This is a genomic window from Klebsiella pneumoniae complex sp. WS1778 (genome assembly GCF_049472055.1).
GTDB lineage: Bacteria > Pseudomonadota > Gammaproteobacteria > Enterobacterales > Enterobacteriaceae > Klebsiella > Klebsiella quasipneumoniae.
Map to the genome: position 1 here is coordinate 1809405 of NZ_JBKGTJ010000001.1, position 19485 is coordinate 1828889.

Sequence of the window (19485 nt, forward strand, 5' to 3'; positions counted from 1 at the left end):
TCTTTATGATTGAGGGCTAAATTACGGGTAAATTGCGACCTCTGCAATAACCTGATTATCATTGAGTGCTAAAACCTGCAGACGCCCCTCATCCAGTAGCCCATAGCTGGCGGAATATCCCCCTTTTGGGATACTCACTGAGCCTGGATTAAACAGAGAGAACGCCCCGCGTTTTTCAGCAACCGGAATATGAGTATGGCCATACGCCAGGACATCGCCAGCGGCAAGTGGTGGCAAATTGTCCGGGCTATAAAGATGACCGTGGGTCAGAAACAGGCGGTAGCCTTCGCCAAGCACCTGCTGCCAGGGCGCGGTCATGGGAAAACGAAGCAGCATTTGATCCACTTCGCTGTCGCAGTTACCGCGAACCGCAATGATGCGCTCCGCCACGCTGTTCAGCCGCTCGGCCACCTCCGCCGGCGCATAGCCTTCCGGCAGCGCGTTGCGTGGCCCGTGATTAAGCACATCGCCGAGGATGATCAGCCACCTGGCGCTACTTTGCGCGAACCGCTCAAGCACGCGTTCCGTCGCAGGTAGCGAACCATGAATATCGGAGGCAAACATCAGCTTCATAGGTTCCATCTCCACTGGTTACGATGCCTCTATGATAGCGGAAGCGCGGCGGGTTATCAGCCTCCGCGTTTGGCGGAAAGCGCCGCGTAACGCTGGATTGAGGCCCGCTGCCACTGGAAAGTCGCATAATCCGCCAGCGCCTCCGGCACCTCATCGCCATTAAGAACCAGACGATTGAGCATCAGCGCCAGGTCGGCATCGGCAATAGACCATTCGCCGAATAAATTTTGCCCGCCGTGGGCCAGCAGCGTGGTAGCGGTGGCAAACAGTTTTTCCGCCGACCGCTTGCCTGCCTCGCTGAGCGCCGGCATTTTCACCCCGCCAAACACCACGGCGGTGGATCGCTCTTCACGAATGGGCACCAGATCGCTGCGTAGCCAGGCCTGGATCTGCCGGGCGCGGGCCCGCTTTTGCAGATCGTGTGGATAAAGGCGCTCCCACTCAGGCGGCGCGAAACGCTCATCGAGATATTCGGTAATCGCCGAAGACTCGCTCAGCACGAAATCGTCAACCTCCAGCAGCGGTACGCGACGGGTGGCGGTATAGCCCGTCCAGCCGGCCTGCAGATGTTCGCCGCTGCCCAGGTCGATGGTTTTAAGGCTAAAAGGCAGGCTCTTTTCCTGCAGCGCGACATAAACAGACATCACGTACGGTGAGAAAAAATCGGCATCGGACCACAGGGTAATCACAGGCTGGCTCATAACTTCCTCAGGGTTGGTAGACAGGGCAATAAACCAACATAGCCTGTCTTACCGGCGATGTCACTGCTCGCCCGCTGCGTGACTGGCGCCCCGCTCGCGGATTTTCTCCCGGGTCGCGCAGCTTCACCTATACTCGATCAGTTTGCGACCCACGACGGCGGGAAATATTATGATCGATCTCTACTATGCACCCACCCCAAACGGCCACAAAATCACCCTGTTTCTCGAAGAGGCGCAGCTGGCCTATCGGCTAATTCGGGTCGATATTGGCAAAGGGGAGCAGTTTCATCCGCAGTTTCTGGCGATTTCGCCGAATAACAAAATTCCAGCTATCGTCGACCACATGCCTGCCGACGGCGGCGCGCCGTTGAGCGTCTTCGAGTCCGGCGCCATCCTGCTCTATCTGGCGGAAAAAAGCGGCAAGCTGCTGAGCGGGGAGCTGCGGGCGCGCTATACCACCCTGCAGTGGTTGTTCTGGCAGGTCGGCGGCCTGGGGCCGATGCTGGGGCAAAATCAGCATTTTTCCCACTCAGCGCCGCAAACCGTACCCTACGCGATTGAGCGTTTTCAGGTGGAAACCCAGCGACTCTATGGGGTACTGAATCACCGCCTGGGATCCAGCCCGTGGCTGGGCGGGGACCACTACAGCATCGCCGACATCGCCGCCTGGCCCTGGGTGAACTGCCATGTCCGCCAGCGGATCGATCTGGCGAACTATCCGGCGGTGCATAACTGGTATGAGCGCATTAAGCAGCGGCCGGCGACGGTGGAAGCGATGCTAAAAATTCAGCCTTATTAACCCCCTGCTCGCCCGTCGCGCTTTGTTGTATGATTGCAGGACTTAAACCACGGAGGAAGCCTGCAATGTCTCAACCAGACGCCATTATTCGTATTAAGAACCTGCGCCTGCGTACTTTTATTGGTATTAAAGAGGAAGAGATCGCCAACCGCCAGGACGTGGTAGTGAATGTGGCCATTCACTACCCTGCCGATAAAGCGCGCGACAGCGAGGACATTAATGATGCGTTGAACTACCGCACCATTACCAAACGCATCATTAGCCATCTTGAGAATGGTCGTTTCTCGCTGCTGGAAAAATTAACTCAGGATGTGCTGAATATCGCATGCGAACATCACTGGGTCACATATGCTGAAGTGGAGATCGATAAACTTCACGCGCTGCGCTATGCCGACTCGGTATCCATGACCATGAGCTGGCGGCGCTAACCATGTCAGGGAGGTGGTATGAAGATCCTGCTTACTGGTGGTACCGGCCTGATTGGCCGACATCTGATACCCAGACTGCTGGAGCTTGGGCATAGCGTCACGGTCTCCACCCGACATCCGGATACCGCCCGCGCCCGTCTCGATCCGCGCGTCACGCTGTGGCGCGATTTCGAGGGCCATCACCACCTCAATGACATCGATGCCGTCATCAATCTGGCGGGCGAGCCCATCGCCGATAAACGCTGGACCGCCGAGCAGAAACAGCGCTTATGCCATAGTCGCTGGGATCTCACTCAGCGGCTGGTGGGCTTGATCCACGCCAGCGACACCCCTCCCTCCGTGCTGATCAGCGGGTCAGCCACCGGCTATTACGGCGACCTCGGCGAAGTGGTGGTGACTGAAGAAGAGCCGCCGCACAATGAGTTTACCCATAAGCTCTGCGCCCGCTGGGAGCAAATTGCCTGCGAAGCGCAAAGCGAGCGCACCCGCGTCTGTCTGCTGCGCACCGGCGTGGTACTGGCGCCGCGGGGCGGTATTCTTGGCAAAATGACCCCGGCCTTTAAGCTCGGCCTCGGTGGGCCTATCGGCAGCGGCAGACAGTACCTGGCCTGGATCCATATCGACGATATGGTTAACGGCATTCTGTGGCTGCTGGATAACGATCTGCGCGGCCCATTCAATATGGTTTCGCCCTATCCCGTGCATAACGAGCAGTTCGCCCACGCGCTGGGTCATGCGCTCAATCGACCGGCGATTTTCCGCGTTCCCGCCGCCGCCATCCGCCTGCTGATGGGCGAATCAGCTGTGCTGGTGCTCGGCGGCCAGCGCGCGCTGCCTAAGCGACTGGAAGCCGCCGGCTTCGCCTTCCGCTGGTACGATCTCGACGAAGCGCTAAAGGATGTGCTGAGTTAATGGCTGACACAGGGGAGCATTGGCTCCCCTGATTCCATTCTGCTGGCTCATGCTCCACGCCTGGATGGCCTCAGCCTGGCGCTGCAGCATCGCCATATCCCGGACAGCCAGCGCCCTGAAGCGCCTGAGTTCATCGCCAGCCGGCCGGTTCGCCGGTGTTACCTGGCGAAGCAAAGTGCTAAGGTAGGCCTTTTCTTCTTCGAATTGACTGCCTTATGACGACCATCACCACGCCTCGCCTTTCGCTTACCCGCTTTGTTACCGATGACTGGCCCTTTTTTCTGCGCCTGCGCCAGGATCCGCAGGTGATGCGTTTTATGGGCGAAGTGTTAAGCGAGGAGGCGTTGCGCAGCGTGTTCGCCAGTCGCTGCGCCGATCCCGGCGTGTATGTTCTACGTAATAAGCGCGGCGATGCGCTGGGCGATATTGGGCTTCGCATCAGCCCTAAAAATCCGCACGAGGCCGACGTCGGCTATGCGCTGCTGCCCGAGGCTCAGGGAAAAGGCTATGCCAGCGAAGCGCTGCGGGCGATCTGCGATTATGGTTTCAGCACGCTGGGGGTACAGGCCATCAATGCCTGGGTGTTGGGAGAGAATCGTGGATCATCGCGCCTGCTGGAGAAGCAAGGCTTTGTGCGCACGCAGGTGCTGGAGAAAGCCTATCATCTGAACGGCGTCGATTACGATGACTGGATTTACCGGCTGGAGCGTGAATCCCACCCGGCGCCCGCAGACGCCGGGTAAGCCGTTTATTTCAACGAACCTTTCAGAAACTGCTGCAGGCGCGGGCTTTTCGGCGCGCCGAACAGCGCGTCCGGATGCCCTTCCTCTTCGATTTTTCCCTGATGCAGGAAAATGACATGCGAAGAGACGTGGCGGGCAAAGCCCATTTCGTGGGTCACCACCACCATGGTTTTCCCCTCTTCCGCCAACTGCTGCATGATGCGTAACACTTCGCCCACCAGCTCCGGATCCAGCGCGGAGGTCGGCTCATCGAACAGCAGCACTTCCGGCTCCATCGCCAGCGCGCGGGCAATAGAGACACGCTGCTGCTGGCCGCCGGAAAGATGCACCGGGTATTTCGCCTGCTGACGTTCGTCTATCCCGACCTTGGCCAGGTATTTTACCGCCCGTTCGCGCGCTTCCTGTTTGCTTAAGCCCAGCACCTGAATCGGCGCCTCCATGACGTTCTCCAGCACCGTCATATGGCTCCACAGATTGAAATGCTGAAACACCATGGTCAACCGGGTGCGCAGCAGGCGCAGCTGGTTCTTGTCGGCCACCTTCAGCTGACCGTCTTTATCCCGTACCAGGCCAATATTCTGGCCGCTGACGACGATCGTGCCTTCGCTCGGTTTTTCAAGGAAGTTAATACAGCGTAGAAAGGTACTTTTCCCGGAACCCGATGAACCGATGATACTGATAACGTCCCCGGCTTTCGCCTGCAGCGAGACGCCCTTCAGCACCTCGTGTTCCCCATAGCGTTTATGCAGATCGATAACGTTTAATTTATTGTCGGACATGGCGTTCTCAATGCGTCGAAGAAGGTTTGATATGCTGCAACCAACGCTTTTCCGCTTTGCGGAACAAGCTAATCAGCACATACGAGATAATTAAATAGAGCACCGCGGCGATGCCAAAGGCGGTGAACGGCTGATAGGTGGCCGAGTTGATATCGCGGGCGATTTTCAGCAGATCCGGCACCGTAGCGGTAAACGCCAGCGCCGTCGAGTGCAGCATCAGGATCACTTCGTTACTGTAGGCCGGCAGCGCAATCCGCAGCGCGGAAGGCAGGATGATGCAGCGGTACAGTTTGACCGAAGAGAAGCCGTAGGCCCGCGCCGCTTCAATTTCGCCCGCCGGTACCGAGCGGATCGCGCCGGCGAAAATTTCGGTGGTATAAGCGCAGGTGTTCAGGGTCAGCGCCAGCACCGTACAGTTTAGCCCGCTGCGGAAAAAGGCGTTCAGCAGTTCAGTGCCTTTGACGATTTCCAGGGTGTACATACCGGAGTAAAAGACCAACAGCTGCACATACAGCGGCGTGCCGCGAAATATGTAAGTAAACAGCCAAATGGGAAACTGGATGAACTTATTGCTCGAAACGCGGCCGATTGCCAGAAAGACCGCCAGGATGCCCCCCATGACCACCGAAGAGATCAGCAACCATAAGGTAATCGCCACGCCGGTAAAGCGATAGCCGTCGGTCCACAGCAGGGATTTCCAGTATTCCTGAATAATTTCAATCACAGGTCAGCCCTCTTGACGCCAACGGTATAGCGGCGTTCGAGCAGCAGCAGTACGCCATTAGAAAGGGTGGTAAATACCAGATAAATCAGGCCGCAGACGATGGCGAAGTAGAACGGCTGCCAGGTGCTTTTGCCCGCCAGCTGCGTGGCTTTGACCACATCCTCCAGCCCCAGCAGCGAGACCAGCGCCGTCGCCTTGAGGATAACCTGCCAGTTGTTGCCGATCCCCGGCAGCGCGTAGCGCATCATCGCCGGGAACAGGATGCGCCGGAACGTCTGCCCGCCGCTGAAGCCAAAGGCGGTGGCCGCTTCGATATGCCCCTTCGGCACCGCCAGGTAGGCGCCGCGGAAGGTTTCCGTAAAATAGGCGCCATAGATAAAGCCAAGGGTAATAATCCCGGCGATCATCGGGTCAATATCAAACTGCGCCATGCCCAGCGCGTCGGTAACGCTGTTAAGCGCAATCTGCAGGCCGTAGAAAATCAACAGCATCAGCACCAGGTCGGGGACGCCGCGGATCAGTGTGGTATAGCCTTCAAATACCAGCGCCAGAGGACGATTGCTCGATAGCTTTGCGCCAGCGCCCGCCAGCCCAATCAGGACGGCGAGAACGACCGAGCTGAGCGCAAGCTCCAGGGTGACAAGCGCACCCTGCAAAATAACCTGTGAAAACCCATACAGCATGCTGCCTACCCTGTCTGTCATCCACCATTGCGCGTGAATCGGACGCGCAATGGTGAGGCGTGAGAATTATTCGCCGTATACGTTAAAATCGAAATATTTTTTCGCCAGCTTGTCGTAGGTGCCGTCCTTACGCATCTCTGCAAACGCTTTATTCAGCGCTTCGCGCAGTTCGTTGTCTTCCTTACGCAGCCCCATACCGGTGCCGACGCCGAACAGCTTTTCGTCCTTAATCGACGGACCGCCAAACTGATAATCTTTACCGATAGGCTGTTTCAGGAACCCTTCGCTGGCCGCGACCTCATCCTGGAAAGCGGCGTCAATACGGCCGGCGGTCAGGTCGGAATAGATATTGTCCTGCCCCTGATAGGAGACAATTTCGATACCTTTCGGCGCCCAGTGCTCATTACCATAAGTTTCCTGCGTCGTACCCTGCAGCACGCCCACGCGCTTACCCTTCAGGGTGGCAAGATCCGGCGTTACCGGGCTGCCCTTTTTCACCACCAGACGCGAATCAGCCGCATACAGTTTGTCGGTGAAAGCGATTTCCTGCTGACGCTTTTCGGTAATCGACAGCGAAGACATAATCGCGTCGATTTTCTTCGCTTTTAAAGAGGGGATCAGCGCATCCAGCGGGTTTTCCACAAAGGTACATTGGGTATTAATACGCTTACACAGCTCTTTTGCCAGATCGATATCAAAACCCACCAATTCCCCCTGCGCATTCTTCGATTCGAAGGGAGCATAAGTCGGATCGGTACCGATACGAATTTTTTGCGGAATAGCGGCAAAGACCGTGGAAACGCTGGAAAGGGCCAGCGCTAAAGAGAGAGACAACGCCAGTTTTTTCATAACTATCCTCGACAGACTGTCATTCTAACGGGTTTATTAGAACTATTAACACCAGTTATCGTGCCATTATTCGCCCCTTGAGGGCAAAGATTTATGCACCAGAAAGGCCATTTTTTTGCATCACAAACGCTTAACTATGCATTTTTTAGCCGCAAAAGCGCCTGCCTTTGCACTAAAATGATCCACAGCGTCTGGCGATGCACCTTTTCAGGGCTTTTACACGAGCATGGCGGCAGGCCCACCCGATAGCGCGGGCCTGCGGCAGTCTTAGTCGCCGTAGACGTTAAAATCGAAGTATTTCTTCGCCATTTTGTCGTAGGTGCCGTCTTTGCGCATCTCGCCCAGCGCTTTATCAAACGCGGCTTTCAGCTCGGCGTCGTCCTTACGCAGGCCGATACCGGTGCCGTCGCCAAAGTACTTTTTGTCTTTAACGGACGGGCCGGCAAAGGCGAAATCTTTCCCGGCAGGCTGCTTCAGGAAGCCTTCGCTGGCGGCGACTTCATCCTGCAGCGCCGCATCCAGACGACCAGCGGAGAGGTCGGAATAGATCAGGTCCTGGTTCTGATATGCCACCACGTCAACGCCCTGGCTGCGCCAGCGATCGTTAGCATAGGCTTCCTGCGTGGAGCCCTGCAGCACGCCGACGTGCTTACCTTTCAGCGCCTCCAGCGTCGGCTGGATCGGCGAGCCTTTGGCCGCGATCAGCCGGGAGTCGGCGGCATAAAGCTTGTCAGAGAAGGCGATCTCTTGCTGGCGCTTCTCGGTGATGGAGAGCGAGGAGATGATGGCGTCAATTTTCTTCGCCTTGAGGGAGGGGATCAGGGAGTCAAAATCACTGCCGACCCAGGTACATTTCACCTTAATACGGGAGCACAGTTCATTGCCTAAATCGATATCAAAGCCAACAAAGTCCCCTTTCGCGTCTTTCGACGAAAAGGGCGCATAGGTCGCGTCAGTGCCAATGCGAATGCTCTGCGGCAGAGCAGCAAACACACTGGCCGTGCTGCTCATTCCCACGAGTAAAGAGAGAGCCAGAATCGTCTTCTTCATACAGTACCCTTAAGTGTCGTGATGTGGTGCGTTGCTTGTTATGGTGATTGCCGATCAATCCTGCAGTTTTTGTGCCATCTTCCCGGTGCGTGCCGGGAACAGGGTTAAATTTGTTAAAATAAAGTTGCAGGATTGTCTTAAAAGGGAAGATACCAGCATTACTGGCGAAACCGCAGCGCCTGAGCGCAAAAAGACGAAATAAATGTCGAGGATTTGATCGGGACGACAAATTTGCACCAGCGCAGCGCAAGCGTACATTTCACGCACCTATTTGGTGCAATCCTGTGCCCCTTGCCAGCGCGTAAATAAGTCTTGTTCCAGGCTAATGTCGAACTGATCGAGTACCCGGTTGACGGTCTGGTTGATAACATCATCCAGGCTTTGCGGCCGATGGTAGAAGGCCGGCACCGGCGGCATAATCACCGCCCCCAGCTCCGCAGCCTGCACCAGCAGTCGCAGATGGCCAAGATGGAACGGAGTCTCCCGCACGCAGAGCACCAGCGGACGACGCTCCTTCAGCACCACATCCGCCGCCCGCGTCAGCAGACCATCCGTGTAGCTATGGACAATACCCGAGAGCGTTTTCATTGAGCAGGGTAAAATCACCATCCCGGCGGTTTTAAACGAGCCGGAGGAGATACTGGCGGCGATGTCGCGGGCATCATGCACCACATCCGCCAGCGCCTGCACTTCACGCACGGTAAAGTCGGTCTCCATCGCCAGCGTCTGGCGCGCCGCCTGACTGAGGATCAGATGGGTTTCAATATCCGGCACATCCCGCAGCACCTGCAGCATCCGCACGCCATAGATGGCGCCGCTGGCGCCGGAAATGCCAATAATCAGTCGTTTCACGTTCTGTTACCCCTTGCGCGTCGTGCCGCAGACTTTGCCGGATTATAGCCGTTGGCGCAACCATTGACGCACCGTTGCCGGGCGAAAAAAAGGCCCGCCGTCCATCAGGAACGGCGGGCCCGCGACGCGTGAACGGCTTAACCCTCGTTGTGCATCTCGAGGTTTTCGACTTCGTTCTGCAGCTGAACCGCTTTGGCATCATCGTTACGCAGGGAATCGAGGTAGTCGAGGTACTGCTGGTCGACATCCCGGGTGACGTACACGCCGTTGAACACAGAACATTCAAACTGCTGAATATCCGGATTTTCCGCGCGCACCGCCTCGATCAGATCGTTGAGATCCTGGAAAATCAGGCCATCGGCGCCGATGATCTGGCGGATCTCATCCACTTCGCGGCCATGAGCGATAAGTTCGTTGGCGGTCGGCATATCGATACCGTACACGTTCGGGAAACGAATTTCCGGCGCGGCTGAGGCCAGATACACTTTTTTCGCCCCTGCTTCGCGCGCCATCTCGATGATCTGCTCCGAGGTGGTGCCGCGAACGATGGAATCGTCCACCAGCAGCACGTTCTTATCGCGGAACTCCGCACGGTTGGCGTTGAGCTTGCGGCGCACAGACTTACGACGCAGCTGCTGGCCCGGCATGATAAATGTGCGGCCGACGTAGCGGTTCTTCACGAAGCCCTGTCGATAAGGCTTGTCGAGGATGCGGGCGATCTCCAGCGCGATATCGCAGGAGGTCTCCGGGATCGGGATAACGACGTCAATATCCAGATCTTCCCACTCGCGGGCAATCTTCTCGCCCAGCTTGGTTCCCATATTAACGCGGGCGCTGTAGACGGAAATTTTGTCGATAAACGAGTCCGGACGGGCAAAATAGACGTACTCGAACAGGCACGGGTTGCTGACCGGGTTATCGGCGCACTGACGGGTAAACAGCTGGCCCTTCTCGGTAATATAAACCGCTTCGCCCGGCGCCACATCGCGCAGGAATTCAAAGCCAAGGGTGTCAAGCGCCACGCTTTCCGAGGCCACCATATACTCGGTGCGACCATCGCCTACGTCACGTTTGCCCAGCACCAGCGGACGAATGCCGTTCGGGTCGCGGAAGGCCACCATGCCATGACCGATGATCATCGCCACGCAAGCATACGCGCCGCGGATCAAGCGGTTGGTCGCCGCAATCGCGGCAAAGATGTTATCCGCTTCCAGTGGGTAGTGACGGAAGTTATCCAGCTCACTGGCGAAAATATTGAGGAGGATTTCGGAATCTGAGGTGGTATTGATGTGGCGGCGTTTTTCTTCAAACAGCTTTTTACGCAGCTCATGGGCGTTGGTCAGGTTGCCGTTATGCGCCAACGTGATGCCATACGGCGAGTTGACGTAAAACGGCTGCGCTTCGGAGGCGCTGGAGCTGCCCGCCGTGGGGTAACGCACGTGGCCAATCCCCATATTGCCCTGCATACGCTGCATATGGCGGGCTTCGAATACGTCGCTTACCAGCCCGTTAGCCTTACGCAACCGGAAGCAGTTGTTGGCATCAATGGTGATGATGCCAGCGGCATCCTGTCCACGGTGCTGGAGCACCGTTAGCGCATCATAAATCGACTGGTTAACCGGCATAACACCGGCGATACCGACAATACCGCACATACGTCTTTTCCTCGTTCAGCAACGACCTAAAGTCTATACTTTAGGCAAGAAACTTGACGAGCTTTGCAGGTATTCAAAAAACCATCTGATGACGGGGGTAAAATAGGGAATAAACTGCGACTGATGCCAGTCATCGCTCTTCGCCATCCCGGTAAAGGTGTCAAGGAAGAACAGAATAGCGGCGATGATCAGCACCCCACGTAGCGCGCCGAAGCAGATCCCCAATACCCTGTCGGTACCTGACAAACCGGTCTTCTCCACCAGCTGGCCTATCACATAGTTCACGATAGCGCCAACGATGAGCGTCACGATAAACAGCGCCGCAATAGCAATCCCATTTCGAACCCGTTCATCCTCAAAGCCCGTAAACCAGACAGACAGATCAGCGTAGTAGTGGCTGGCGACATAAAACGCGCAACCCCACGTGACTAACGATAAAGCTTCGCGAACGAAGCCGCGGATCAGGCTGACCAGGCAAGAAAGACCCAGCACCGCCATAATGGCGTAATCAATCCAGACCATATACGTCCCACGATTTTACGCCCTGTCGTCCAGTTCGGGGCGCATTCTAACAGAAAAAGAAAACGTTTGCGTAGGGATTTCCTTGCCCTACAGAAATAAAAATGGCGCTGAAAAAACATTCAACGCCAGACTGTCTTTCGCCTCTTCAGGGCGGCTGAGACAGGGTTCACGGGGCGTTTAGCCCCGCCGCGTTCTTTCCGCATCGCGGAAAAAACAATCAGTTCGGGGTGAAGCCCATCACTACCCCGCTGAGCCCGGAGATCTGTTGCAGATCGCCCAGCTGGCCCTTAAGCTTGTCTTTTGACGCATCCGGCCCGACGAGGATACGGGTAATTTTACCCTGTACCGGCGTCGAAGGCGACGTATAGACTTTGAAGCCCGAGGCCCGCAGTTTACCAACGATCTCGTTCACCTTATCGGCGTTCTTCAACGCGCCCAGCTGAACCACATAGGCTTTGCCGGTCGGCGCCGGCAGGGCCGCCTGCTGCTGCGGTTGTTGCTGCTGTGGCTTAGCAGGCGGCGGCGTTGGCGTCGCGGCCTGCTGTTGCAGCTGCGGCTTCGGCTGAGGTTTAGGCTGGGGTTTCGCGGCCACTACCGGCTCCTGAACGTCATCGAAGCTGTTGCTGTTCACCGGGATACGCGAGGGATCTAACGATGGCGCGGCGGCATCGCCCGCCCGCACCTCTTCCGCCGCCCCTTCCGGCGGCTGCGAAGGCAGCGCCTGAGTCGCCGCCGGCAGCATATCCGGTTCATCACGATCGCCCGGTTTCGGCACCAGCGGGATCGCGGCAAACTCATCCTGGTAATGCTTTTTCTGCCCGTCCAGCAGCCCTGGCAGAATAATCACCCCCAGCGCCACCAGCACGATTGTCCCGACTAAACGGTTCTGAAACTTACTCGCCACCGATTCTCCCCGCGTCTATCTCTTCCATAACCTGTGCGACCGTGTGAAACGAACCACACACCAGCACGGTATCTTCCACTTTAGCGTCAGCCATGGCCACATGCCACGCCTGCGCCACGCTGCTATAGACTGTGCCGCCACGCAAATGTTCCACCAACTGCTCCGCCGTCGCCCCGCGCGGCCCTTCCAGCGGCGCGCAGTACCAGGCGTCGACTTCCGGGGCCAGATTGGCCAACGTGCCGGCAATGTCCTTATCATGCAGCATACCAATAACCGCCAGCACGCGTCCCGTTTTCGCTAACGTTTTGAGACGCCCGGCGAGATAAGCCGCCGCGTGCGGGTTATGCGCCACATCGAGGATCACCCGCGGGGCGTCGCTGATTATCTGAAAGCGTCCCGGCAGCATCGCGTCGCGGATCCCCGCGCGCAGGATAGCGTCATCCACGGCAAGTCCGCTGGCGCGCAGCGCCGCCACGGCAGTGGCGGCGTTCGGCAACGGCACCTGAGGCAGAGGCAGGTGGCTTAACGCCCCGCCCGCGTCGCGGAAAGACCATGTCTCGCCTTCCACCTCATAGCGCCAGTCGACGCCGCGGCGCTGGAGCAGGGCGCCCTTCTCGCTCGCCACTTCAGCAATGGTGTGCGGCATATCCGGCTCCCCTACTACCGCCGGTTTTCCGGCACGGAAGATACCGGCTTTCTCCCGGCCGATACTTTCGCGATCCGGTCCCAGCCAGTCGGTATGATCGAGAGCGATGCTGGTAACCACTGCGACATCGGCATCCACGATATTAGTGGCGTCGAGACGGCCGCCGAGCCCCACCTCCAGGATCACCACGTCCAGCTGCGCCTGCTTAAACAACCATAGCGCAGAGAGCGTGCCGTACTCAAAGTAGGTCAGCGAGATGTCGCCCCGCGCCGCTTCAATCTCCGCAAACGAGGCCGTATGCGCCGCCTCCGGCAGTTCCGCTCCCTGAATGCGCACGCGTTCGGTGTAACGCACCAGATGCGGAGAGCTGTAGACCCCCACTTTATAGCCGGCCGCCATCAGGACGGTTTCCAGCGTGCGGCAGGTGGTGCCTTTGCCATTGGTGCCCGCGACCGTAAAGACGAACGGCGCCGGTTTGACGATATCCATCTGCCGCGCGACCTCGCTGACGCGCGCCAGCCCCAGGTCGATGGTTTTACTGTGCAGATGTTCCAGATAAGAAAGCCACGTAGCCAGGGGCGACGTGGCCTGAGGAATAGGATCTTTTTCCATGATGCCCGCAAGAATTGACGGTTAACGCGTATGAATAAAAAAGGGCAGCGCCGCCAGGCCCTGCCCTCTGCTTTATCAGGCCTCGGGTTCCTGATCCGGTGCCGGCGGCACCACCACGCCTTCATGAGGCGTTTCCGAAGCGGCAACCGGCGCCGGCAGGTTCATCAGCTTCGCCAGAATGCTGGCCAGCTTGAGACGCATTTCCGGACGGCGAACGATCATATCGATCGCCCCTTTTTCAATCAGGAACTCACTGCGCTGGAATCCCGGCGGCAGCTTCTCACGTACGGTCTGCTCAATGACGCGAGGACCGGCAAAGCCGATCAGCGCTTTCGGCTCGGCAATGTTCAGGTCACCCAGCATCGCAAAGCTCGCCGATACGCCGCCCATGGTCGGGTCGGTCAGCACAGAGATGTACGGTAATCCGCGCTCCTGCATTTTCGCCAGCGCCGCGGAGGTTTTCGCCATCTGCATCAGCGACATCAGCGCTTCCTGCATACGGGCGCCACCGGAGGCGGAGAAGCAGATCAGCGGGCAGTTATCTTCCAGCGCCTGCTCCACCGCGCGCACAAAGCGTGCGCCAACGACGGAACCCATCGACCCCCCCATAAAGGAGAATTCAAAAGCGGCGGCCACAACCGGCATCGCGTAGAGCGTACCTTTCATTACCACCAGCGCGTCTTTCTCGCCCGTCTCTTTTTGAGCGGACGCCAGGCGGTCTTTGTATTTTTTTGAATCGCGGAACTTCAGCACATCTTTTGGCTCAAGTTCGCTTCCCAGTTCCACCAGAGAACCTTCATCCAACAGGCTATGCAGGCGATTACGCGCCGACATGCGCATATGGTGATCGCACTTAGGACAAACCTCCAGGTTGCGCTCCAGCTCGGCGCGGTAGAGTACCTGACCGCAGCTGTCGCACTTGGTCCATACACCCTCAGGAATGCTCGCCTTGCGGGTGGGAGTGATGTTGCTTTTAATTCGTTCAATCCAGCTCATTGATAACCTTTCTGCCTGAACCTGGTCGATGCCAGTTTTGTCGTAAGGGGCGCATAATGCCATTTTTGCCTCTTACAGACCATGAATGTTGCACATTAAATCATATCATCCCGGAACATGGGATAAAAAAGTGGTCAAACCGCTGCGCGTGACGCTCTGCACCGTCACGCGCAACACAGGCTAAACTACTTCGCCTGCTTCGTCGCCGCCCGCTTATGGCGAATAATCTCAATCACGCCCGGCAGGACGGAAAGCACGATGATCGCCACGATCAGCAGCTTAAGGTTCTCCTGCACCACCGGCAGATCGCCAAACAGATAGCCGGCGTAGGTGAACAGCAGCACCCACAGCAGCGCCCCGACGACGTTATAGGCCGCAAAATGACGATAGGACATATGCCCCATTCCCGCCACAAACGGCGCGAAGGTTCGGACTATCGGCACAAAGCGCGCGAGGATAATGGTTTTTCCGCCGTGACGTTCGTAGAAGCTATGGGTTTTATCCAGATAGCTGCGACGGAAAATCTTCGAGTTCGGATTGCTGAACAGCTTTTCGCCGAACAGCCGGCCAATGGTGTAGTTGACCGCATCGCCGACGATCGCCGCGATGACCATCAGCAATACCATCAGATGGACATTAAGATCGTTGGTGGGCAGGGCCGAGAGCGCGCCCGCGACGAACAGCAGGGAATCTCCCGGCAGAAACGGCGTCACCACCAGCCCGGTTTCGCAGAACAGAATCAAAAACAGAATGGCATAAACCCAGACGCCGTACTGGGCGACCAGCTCGGCCAGGTGCACATCAATATGCAGGATGAAATCAATTAAAAAGTGAATCAAGTCCATGTTTGTCTTTACCCTTAATGACCCTATTAGTCCGCCAGAAACAGCGGGCCCATTGGCAGCACCGGTAAATCATAATGGGCCGGGTAATCCACCGACACCAGATACAACCCTTCCGCTTTTGCCGTTGCCGCAGCGAGCGTCCTGTCTTTTGCTGCCAGCAGTTCTGCCATCCAGCTCTCCGGCTGGTTACCGGCCCCGATTTCCATCAGGCTGCCCACAATATTCCTGACCATATGATGTACAAAGGCATTCGCTTTGATATCCACCACCACATAAGCGCCGTAGCGGTTAACGTTAATGTGCATCACGTTGCGCCACGGGGTTCGCGACTGGCACTGCACTGCGCGAAACGAGGTGAAGTCATTCTCCCCCAGCAGACACTGCGCGGCGCGCTGCATGCGCGCGGCGTCGAGCGGCTGGTGAAAATGCGTGACGCCATGACTCAATACCGCCGGACGCAGGCGATGATTATAGATGACGTAACGATAGCGGCGCGCCGTGGCGCTGAACCGGGCATGAAAATCCGCCGGTACATGTTTGACCCAACGCACCGCGATGTCACCAGGTAAATTCGCATTTACCCCCAGCGACCAGGCGGCATCTTTACGCTGCGCCCGGGTTTCGAAATGCACCACCTGGCCGGTGCCATGGACACCGGCGTCGGTGCGGCCGGCGCAAAAGACGGTAATCGGTTCGTTCGCCACCTGCGAGAGCGCCTTTTCCAGCTTCTCCTGCACGCTGCGCACTTCGTTTTGCCGCTGCCAGCCGTAATATTTGCTACCGTCGTACTCGATGCCCAGCGCGATTTTACAGACCGGCTGTTGCTCCATCTCAGACATCAGTACAGGTACTCCTCAATCAGCTTCTCGGCGATCTTCACCGCCATCAGCGCGCCGCCGAAGCGGACGTTATCCGCCACCGACCAGAACTGGACCTGCTCCGGCATGCCGTAGTCATTATGCACGCAGCCGATGGAGAGACGGGCGTTACCGGAGGCGTCGCCAACCTGAGTGGGGAATTCGCCCTCTTCAGCCAGTTCGATCTCCTCGCCGCGGGTAAAGGCGTCACGCGCCTCTTCCGCCGCCAGCGGACGCATCGCTTCAAAGTTCACCATCTGCGCATGGCCGTAGAAGACCGGCGACTGGACGACGCTGGCGGAGATCATCAGCCCGTCATCCTGCAGAATTTTGCGCGCTTCATCGACGATACGGCGCTCTTCGCGCACGCTACCTTCACGATCCGGCAGCAGCGGCAGCATGTTGAACGCCAGCTGGCGGCCAAAGAAATCGTCTTCATCGATGGGGATGCCGTTCAACAGCTTGGCGCTCTGCCCTGCCAGCGCATCCACCGCTTTTTTCCCCTGCCCTGAGGCGGAGAGGAGGTTAGTGACGCTAATGCGCGACAGTCCACCCTGATCGATAAGCGGCTTGAGCGCCGTCAGCAGCTGGCTGGTCAGACTGTTGGGCACCGCAATCAGATTGCGGTTGCGATAATCGCCTAACACAAACGGGTTCACGTCCGGCACCACCAGCGGTACGTCCGGCTCCAGCGCAAACAGGCCGCTGAGATCGATAACCAGACACCCGGCGTTTGTCGCATCTTCGACATACGCCGCACTGGCTTCTGCGCCTGCGGCAAAGAAAGCCAGCTGGGCCTGGGTCCAGTCAAACTCGGCGGCGTCCTTGACGATCACCGACTTGCCACCAAAACGCAGATGTTCGCCCGCGCTTTCATTGCGCGCCAGAGCAAAAATCTCCCCCACCGGGAACTGGCGTTCAGCAAGAGTTTCGAGCAGGGCTTCGCCTACGGCGCCCGTTGCGCCCAGTACGGCAATATTCCAGCCTTCAGACATGGTGGTTTACTCCAGAAATAAAGCGGCCCTGCCGGAGTATCCGGCAGGGGCATTAAGAAGACATTAACGAACAGGATGATGCACGGCGTTAAAACCGAGCTGGCGCAACAGGGCCGCGGCCTGCTCATCGCTGCACTGCACGTACAGCGAAGACCATTCGCGACGTTCCTGATAATTTTTACGCAGCTTGTCGAATTCACCGGCGACGCCCGCCACCTTCCGCAGCGGCGCATCATCGCGGCGCACATCATACACCAAATGAACCAGTCTTTTCAGCGTCGGCTGATCGAGCGGGCCATGCAGGGTGATGCGGCCAAACTCCGGGGCCGGCAACAGGGTATCCAGCGCCACCTGCTGCGGATGGCCGATAAAGGCGCTATAGGCTTCGAACACCTGCGTCGTCCCGCGCGCCTTCCCTTCAAGGGTATAGCCGGCGATATGCGCCGTGCCGATATCCACTCGCTTAAGAAGCTCTACGTTGAGATCCGGCTCCGGCTCCCAAACGTCCAGCACCACGCTTAGGGACTGACCGGCTTCCAGTCGTTTCAGCAACGCAGCGTTATCCACCACCGGCCCGCGGCAGGCGTTGATCAAAATCGTTCCGGGCTTCAGGCGGCTAATCAGCGCCTCATCCGCCAGATGCAGGGTTTTATATTGCCCTTCTTTATACAGCGGGGTATGGAAGGTGATGACATCAGCTTGCTGGACCAGATCGTCGAGGGAGCGGAAGTCGCCTTCGTCGCCGCGGTCGGCACGCGGGGGATCGCAAAGCAGGGTTTTGATACCCAACGCCTCCAGGCGCTTTTGCAGCCGCCCGCCGACGTTACCGACGCCGACGATCCCGACGGTGCGATCGCGCAGCGCGAAGCCGTCACGTTCGGCCAGCATCAGCAGCGCTGAAAAGACATACTCCACCACCGCGATGGCGTTGCAGCCGGGCGCCGCGGAGAAACCAATCCCCGCCTGCTGCAGCCACGCCTGATCGACATGATCGGTGCCTGCGGTCGCGGTGCCGACGAACCTGATGGCCTTGCCGGCAAGCAATGCTTCATTGACCCGGGTGACCGAGCGCACCATTAAGGCATCCGCATCGGTCAGGGCATCGGCCGGAACCGGGCGGCCCGGGATCGCCTGCACGTCGCCTAAACGGCTAAAAAGCTCACGGGCATAGGGCATATTTTCATCAACGAGGATTTTCACAGTTCAGTACCTGTCTGAGAACGAGAGTTAACCGGGGAAGTGTGCCATAATCTGGCCGCCAGGCATACTCATCACCTGGTTCCAGTACCGCGATATCGAAAGGATGAATCATGACGCACCCCCTTGCAGATATGCCAGACCGTCCTCCTGGGCGAGGCCCGTCAGGCACTGCCGCCACCGGCGAACCTTCGCTTTCCATGCAGCAACGCACCGTCCTGGAGCGATTGATCACGCGCCTGGTGGCGCTGACCTCGCAGCAGAATGCGGAAGTGTGGGCCTGCGTCAAACATGATCTCGGACTAAAAGGCGACACGCCCCTGCTGGCCCGCCATTTCAGCGCCGCAGAGGCCAGTCTCAACCAGCGCTTAGCCGCCGCGCAGGACAATCATCATCATCGCCAGACCCTGGCGCAGCTCAGCGATCTGCTCGGCCAGGGCAATAACCGCCAGGCGGTGAGCGATTATATTCGTCAGCATTATGGGCAAACGGCGCTGCATGCCCTCAGCCAGACGCAACTGGAGCACATTCTGCATCTGCTGCAGCGTGGTCAGCTGTCTATCCCGCAGCCGCAGCAGCGCCCGCCGACCCTCCGCCCGCTGTTGCCAGCCGAGCACAACACGCTCAATCAGCTGGTGACGAAGCTGGCGGCCGCCACTGGCGAACCAAGCAAGCTGATTTGGCAGTCCATGCTGGAACTTTGCGGCGTCAAGTCCGGGGAGCTGATCCCGGCGACGCACTTCACGCCGCTTTCCTACTGGCTACAGGCGCGGCAGACCCTCAGCGCGCAAACCGCGCCGACGCTGACCTCGCTGCAGGGAGCGCTCAAGCAGCCGCTGGAGGCCGCAGAGTGGCAGAAGATTGTCGACTTTGCCCGTCGCAACTGGCAGGTTACGCCGCAGACCACGCTGAGCCCGGCGCAGATCCTGGCGCTGTTGAACAAGGTGTTTGTGCTGCGGGTAGCCCGCGCCCAGGAGACGCTGGCGATCCCGCAGGAGGAGCCCGTGACCAGGCGGACATGGGCCGCTAAGCCCTGGCAGCTGGCGCTGGGCGCGGTTGTCCTGCTCCTGGTGCTGTGGCTCCTGCTGTAGCCCAGCAGGCACAGGTGGCGTTCACGGCTCCCTTTCATGCCGAACGCCACGGTGTTGACTACAGCGGTTTCA

Annotated in this window: 24 protein-coding genes; 6 read left to right on the plus strand and 18 right to left on the minus strand. The window is 58.1% G+C overall.

Annotated features, from left to right (window positions below):
- Nucleotides 1–21: 21 nt before the first annotated feature.
- Both yfcE and yfcF read right to left on the minus strand, forming a co-directional pair.
- Entirely contained in the window at nucleotides 22–573 is a 552-nt protein-coding gene (yfcE, locus tag ACLEXF_RS09000) for a phosphodiesterase (RefSeq protein WP_048325233.1), read from the minus strand.
- 56 nt (nucleotides 574–629) lie between these two features.
- Nucleotides 630–1274, minus strand: coding sequence for a glutathione transferase (yfcF, locus tag ACLEXF_RS09005; RefSeq protein ID WP_124989397.1), 645 nt, complete (start codon nucleotides 1272–1274; stop codon nucleotides 630–632).
- Between the two features lie 169 nt (nucleotides 1275–1443).
- Here yfcF and yfcG point away from each other — a divergent pair, with 169 nt between their 5' ends.
- The 3 genes from yfcG (at nucleotide 1444) to ACLEXF_RS09020 (ending at nucleotide 3413) form a co-directional block, all read left to right on the plus strand.
- The gene (gene yfcG, locus ACLEXF_RS09010) at nucleotides 1444–2073 is read left to right on the plus strand and encodes a GSH-dependent disulfide bond oxidoreductase (protein ID WP_004201763.1); all 630 of its coding nucleotides are present in this window, start codon (nucleotides 1444–1446) and stop codon (nucleotides 2071–2073) included.
- A gap of 65 nt (nucleotides 2074–2138) precedes the next feature.
- A complete protein-coding gene (gene folX / locus ACLEXF_RS09015) occupies nucleotides 2139–2501 on the plus strand; it encodes a dihydroneopterin triphosphate 2'-epimerase (RefSeq protein WP_002913200.1) in 363 nt (120 codons plus the stop codon).
- An 18-nt stretch (nucleotides 2502–2519) separates the two neighbouring features.
- Nucleotides 2520–3413 (plus strand): TIGR01777 family oxidoreductase, encoded by an 894-nt coding sequence (locus tag ACLEXF_RS09020; protein WP_017899519.1) that lies wholly within the window; start codon nucleotides 2520–2522, stop codon nucleotides 3411–3413.
- Here the strand turns inward: ACLEXF_RS09020 and ACLEXF_RS09025 are convergent.
- Nucleotides 3393–3509: a hypothetical protein gene (locus ACLEXF_RS09025; protein ID WP_032425776.1), complete on the minus strand. Its 117-nt coding sequence runs from the start codon at nucleotides 3507–3509 to the stop codon at nucleotides 3393–3395. The two genes, ACLEXF_RS09020 and ACLEXF_RS09025, sit on opposite strands and share 21 nt — an antisense overlap.
- A gap of 119 nt (nucleotides 3510–3628) precedes the next feature.
- Between ACLEXF_RS09025 and ACLEXF_RS09030 the strand changes: the two genes are divergently transcribed.
- Nucleotides 3629–4156: a GNAT family N-acetyltransferase gene (locus ACLEXF_RS09030; RefSeq protein ID WP_017899517.1), complete on the plus strand. Its 528-nt coding sequence runs from the start codon at nucleotides 3629–3631 to the stop codon at nucleotides 4154–4156.
- Nucleotides 4157–4161: 5 nt separating this feature from the next.
- Here ACLEXF_RS09030 and hisP read toward each other — a convergent pair whose 3' ends face one another.
- The 5 genes from hisP to argT form a co-directional block, all read right to left on the minus strand.
- Nucleotides 4162–4935 (minus strand): histidine ABC transporter ATP-binding protein HisP, encoded by a 774-nt coding sequence (hisP, locus tag ACLEXF_RS09035; RefSeq protein WP_002913206.1) that lies wholly within the window; start codon nucleotides 4933–4935, stop codon nucleotides 4162–4164.
- A gap of 7 nt (nucleotides 4936–4942) precedes the next feature.
- Nucleotides 4943–5659: a histidine ABC transporter permease HisM gene (gene hisM / locus ACLEXF_RS09040; protein WP_002913207.1), complete on the minus strand. Its 717-nt coding sequence runs from the start codon at nucleotides 5657–5659 to the stop codon at nucleotides 4943–4945.
- A complete protein-coding gene (locus tag ACLEXF_RS09045; RefSeq protein ID WP_004201769.1) occupies nucleotides 5656–6342 on the minus strand; it encodes a histidine ABC transporter permease HisQ in 687 nt (228 codons plus the stop codon). The genes hisM and ACLEXF_RS09045 overlap by 4 nt, the downstream gene beginning before the upstream one ends.
- 66 nt (nucleotides 6343–6408) lie before the next feature.
- Nucleotides 6409–7191 carry a histidine ABC transporter substrate-binding protein HisJ gene (gene hisJ / locus ACLEXF_RS09050; protein ID WP_002913209.1) on the minus strand — a complete coding sequence of 261 codons (783 nt, stop codon included), beginning with the start codon at nucleotides 7189–7191 and terminating at the stop codon, nucleotides 6409–6411.
- Nucleotides 7192–7458: 267 nt separating this feature from the next.
- A complete protein-coding gene (gene argT, locus ACLEXF_RS09055) occupies nucleotides 7459–8241 on the minus strand; it encodes a lysine/arginine/ornithine ABC transporter substrate-binding protein ArgT (protein ID WP_004180753.1) in 783 nt (260 codons plus the stop codon).
- A gap of 40 nt (nucleotides 8242–8281) precedes the next feature.
- Here argT and ACLEXF_RS09060 point away from each other — a divergent pair, with 40 nt between their 5' ends.
- Complete coding sequence (locus tag ACLEXF_RS09060; protein WP_004140952.1) at nucleotides 8282–8443, plus strand: hypothetical protein; 162 nt, start codon at nucleotides 8282–8284, stop codon at nucleotides 8441–8443.
- Between the two features lie 65 nt (nucleotides 8444–8508).
- Here the strand turns inward: ACLEXF_RS09060 and ACLEXF_RS09065 are convergent, their stop codons facing one another.
- From ACLEXF_RS09065 to pdxB, 10 genes are all read right to left on the minus strand, one after another.
- Complete coding sequence (locus ACLEXF_RS09065; protein ID WP_023290522.1) at nucleotides 8509–9093, minus strand: UbiX family flavin prenyltransferase; 585 nt, start codon at nucleotides 9091–9093, stop codon at nucleotides 8509–8511.
- A gap of 137 nt (nucleotides 9094–9230) precedes the next feature.
- A complete protein-coding gene (purF, locus tag ACLEXF_RS09070; RefSeq protein ID WP_004180758.1) occupies nucleotides 9231–10748 on the minus strand; it encodes an amidophosphoribosyltransferase in 1518 nt (505 codons plus the stop codon).
- A 33-nt stretch (nucleotides 10749–10781) separates the two neighbouring features.
- The gene (gene cvpA, locus ACLEXF_RS09075) at nucleotides 10782–11270 is read right to left on the minus strand and encodes a colicin V production protein (RefSeq protein WP_002913214.1); all 489 of its coding nucleotides are present in this window, start codon (nucleotides 11268–11270) and stop codon (nucleotides 10782–10784) included.
- 217 nt (nucleotides 11271–11487) lie between these two features.
- On the minus strand, nucleotides 11488–12174 hold the full coding sequence (gene dedD / locus ACLEXF_RS09080) for a cell division protein DedD (RefSeq protein ID WP_053810112.1): 687 nt from the start codon (nucleotides 12172–12174) through the stop codon (nucleotides 11488–11490).
- Nucleotides 12164–13432, minus strand: coding sequence for a bifunctional tetrahydrofolate synthase/dihydrofolate synthase (folC, locus tag ACLEXF_RS09085; protein WP_053810111.1), 1269 nt, complete (start codon nucleotides 13430–13432; stop codon nucleotides 12164–12166). The genes dedD and folC overlap by 11 nt, the downstream gene beginning before the upstream one ends.
- 75 nt (nucleotides 13433–13507) lie before the next feature.
- Nucleotides 13508–14428, minus strand: coding sequence for an acetyl-CoA carboxylase, carboxyltransferase subunit beta (gene accD / locus ACLEXF_RS09090; protein ID WP_004201773.1), 921 nt, complete (start codon nucleotides 14426–14428; stop codon nucleotides 13508–13510).
- Nucleotides 14429–14613: 185 nt separating this feature from the next.
- Nucleotides 14614–15273, minus strand: a complete 660-nt coding sequence (locus ACLEXF_RS09095) for a DedA family protein (protein ID WP_048295251.1) — start codon at nucleotides 15271–15273, stop codon at nucleotides 14614–14616.
- A gap of 26 nt (nucleotides 15274–15299) precedes the next feature.
- Complete coding sequence (gene truA / locus ACLEXF_RS09100; protein ID WP_407259681.1) at nucleotides 15300–16112, minus strand: tRNA pseudouridine(38-40) synthase TruA; 813 nt, start codon at nucleotides 16110–16112, stop codon at nucleotides 15300–15302.
- On the minus strand, nucleotides 16112–17125 hold the full coding sequence (locus ACLEXF_RS09105; protein ID WP_049092823.1) for an aspartate-semialdehyde dehydrogenase: 1014 nt from the start codon (nucleotides 17123–17125) through the stop codon (nucleotides 16112–16114). Before ACLEXF_RS09105 ends, truA begins: the two co-directional genes overlap by 1 nt.
- Nucleotides 17126–17188: 63 nt before the next feature.
- The gene (gene pdxB, locus ACLEXF_RS09110; RefSeq protein WP_004201779.1) at nucleotides 17189–18325 is read right to left on the minus strand and encodes a 4-phosphoerythronate dehydrogenase PdxB; all 1137 of its coding nucleotides are present in this window, start codon (nucleotides 18323–18325) and stop codon (nucleotides 17189–17191) included.
- A gap of 110 nt (nucleotides 18326–18435) precedes the next feature.
- On the opposite strand from pdxB, the gene flk reads away from it, so the two are divergent.
- A complete protein-coding gene (gene flk / locus ACLEXF_RS09115; RefSeq protein WP_017899511.1) occupies nucleotides 18436–19413 on the plus strand; it encodes a flagella biosynthesis regulator Flk in 978 nt (325 codons plus the stop codon).
- Nucleotides 19414–19485 lie beyond the last annotated feature (72 nt).